We start from the raw sequence: 1,680 nt of genomic DNA on the forward strand, positions 1-1,680 counted from the left end.
AGGCTCTCTTGGCTTCATGCAACCCACCCGAATTTGCAAGAAATCGAAATCAAATGACTGGTTTTCTTGCAAATTGTACCAGCCAATATGCAACGAATCCGTATATGTGTCAGTGTGTTAGAAATACTTCAGGGCTGACTAGGTATCCGTGTCCCTGAAGGTTTGTTTGACGTCAAGCCGACGGATATCGATTTGAAGCCTTTACTACCGATAGCCGACGGAGAGTTTTGGTGGGCAAATACGGATTTCCATTGGCCGCAGGGCATGGACACAGCGTTCCTAACGGACGGCCTGCACTTCTTCGGGGGCATCGGGTACGATGACGATCCGCTATTCTCAACCAGCGCGGGAGCGGTCGCTCATTTTGAATTGCAGGCAACACGCAGGCCATTTTCCAGTAGTGGCCGGTATGCTTCCGCGCCCATCGTCGAGCTTTTTGGAAAAATCACGGCCTTCACCGGCTTTTGGCACTGGTTGTGGGCAGCCGACGACAAGTAGTGCAAGTGCTGGCTGCATCTCCGGCAAACCGCGCTCCAACTCGTTCCTCACGACTTCGGGATCCCGGGCCTGCACAGTGTCCAGAGGCCCGTGGTGCTGGGCGAGAGAACGGAGGCCCGGACGCTGATCGATGAGGAGAATAACGGTGAGTGGAAGGACGCCTTCCTGCAGGGCTTCACGCCGATGCCGCCCATCGAGTTCGGCCTCGCCGACCCGAGCCTGTCGATTTGGGTACAGTTGGAGATCCGGTTTGATATCCAATTGGAAGGCTGGTCCAGCATCTCATTCAGCCCGGAGAGAAATCCGATGGGCTCGGTACTGCTGCGCCATCCTCAGTGGAGGATTCAGCCAGTGTGAATGGGCTCCGTAGAGGAGTGCTAGACGGATCGGAATGGGCGGCCGCTCATGAGGCGAGAATTGCCAGCGCCGGGCGTGCGCCGAATTAGAAGATCGATCTGCCCTTGAACCGCTCGGCAGACTCCCGCAACCCCACGGAGGCTGACAGCGCTTCCAGGACTTAGTTGATGTCGCCAGCCTTGATGCGCTCCCGTGTAAACTTAGTCACCAGGCGCTCTTGCGTGCCTGAGAACAGAATTTTCGATGAAAATCATTCCATCAACTTAAAAAAACTTTTCGGTGCTCCGCATATCGGGCATTCCCAGTCGTCAGGAATATCTTCCCAACGGGTGCCCGGCGCAATACCGCTGTCAGGGTCGCCTTTTGCCTCATCGTAGATGTGTTCGCATTCCAGACAATGGTATTTCTTAAAATCGGACATGATTATTCTCGATATGTGGAAAAGGCTTAGAGGATGCCGTGCAGCCTGAGAGCCTAAGTGTCAGGTCCCGTGTGATTCTTTACCAAGAAGAAGCTATGCTCTGTTCGAGGCCCGGAGTGTCCTCCGTGAAGTTTTTGGTTCATCCGGTTGAGACTCATCACGATGCAGATTCAACTTCACAAGAACGCCCGCACCACCCCCGCCGTGCGGCAGGCGATTCGAGACTCCGAGCTGAGCGAGCGGGCCCTGGCGAAGAAACACGGCATTGCCCGCGCCACGGCGCGGAAATGGAAACGCCGCGATTCGGTCGAAGATGCCTCGCACCGGCCCCATACCTTGCACACCACGCTGAATCCAGCTCAGGAAGCCATCGTCGTGTATCTGCGGATCGCCCTGCTGCTGCC

The 1,680-nt window shown here is 55.8% G+C and carries 3 protein-coding genes and 1 pseudogene; 3 read left to right on the forward strand and 1 reads right to left on the reverse strand.

The window, feature by feature from the left end; all coding sequences use genetic code 11:
* Nucleotides 1-162: 162 nt before the first annotated feature.
* Together VEB01_RS02185 and VEB01_RS02190 are read left to right on the forward strand one after the other, a co-directional pair.
* The gene (locus VEB01_RS02185) at nt 163-498 is read left to right on the forward strand and encodes a hypothetical protein (RefSeq protein ID WP_324872468.1); all 336 of its coding nucleotides are present in this window, start codon (nt 163-165) and stop codon (nt 496-498) included.
* A gap of 93 nt (nt 499-591) precedes the next feature.
* The gene (locus VEB01_RS02190; RefSeq protein ID WP_324872469.1) at nt 592-855 is read left to right on the forward strand and encodes a hypothetical protein; all 264 of its coding nucleotides are present in this window, start codon (nt 592-594) and stop codon (nt 853-855) included.
* Nucleotides 856-1,105: 250 nt separating this feature from the next.
* On the opposite strand, the gene VEB01_RS02195 is transcribed toward VEB01_RS02190, so the two are convergent.
* On the reverse strand, nt 1,106-1,276 hold the full coding sequence (locus VEB01_RS02195) for a rubredoxin (protein ID WP_324872470.1): 171 nt from the start codon (nt 1,274-1,276) through the stop codon (nt 1,106-1,108).
* Between the two features lie 162 nt (nt 1,277-1,438).
* Here VEB01_RS02195 and VEB01_RS02200 point away from each other — a divergent pair.
* Nucleotides 1,439-1,680, forward strand: a pseudogene (locus tag VEB01_RS02200) (IS481 family transposase); the annotation flags it as partial.

Origin of the sequence: Methylocaldum sp. (assembly GCF_035627495.1) — a bacterium.
In the GTDB taxonomy this organism is placed as follows: Bacteria; Pseudomonadota; Gammaproteobacteria; order Methylococcales; family Methylococcaceae; genus Methylocaldum.

Coding starts and splice junctions, on each gene's coding strand:
- VEB01_RS02195 (WP_324872470.1), bottom strand. CDS start 1,276: ATGTCCGATTTTAAGAAATACCATTGTCTGGAATGCGAACACATCTAC.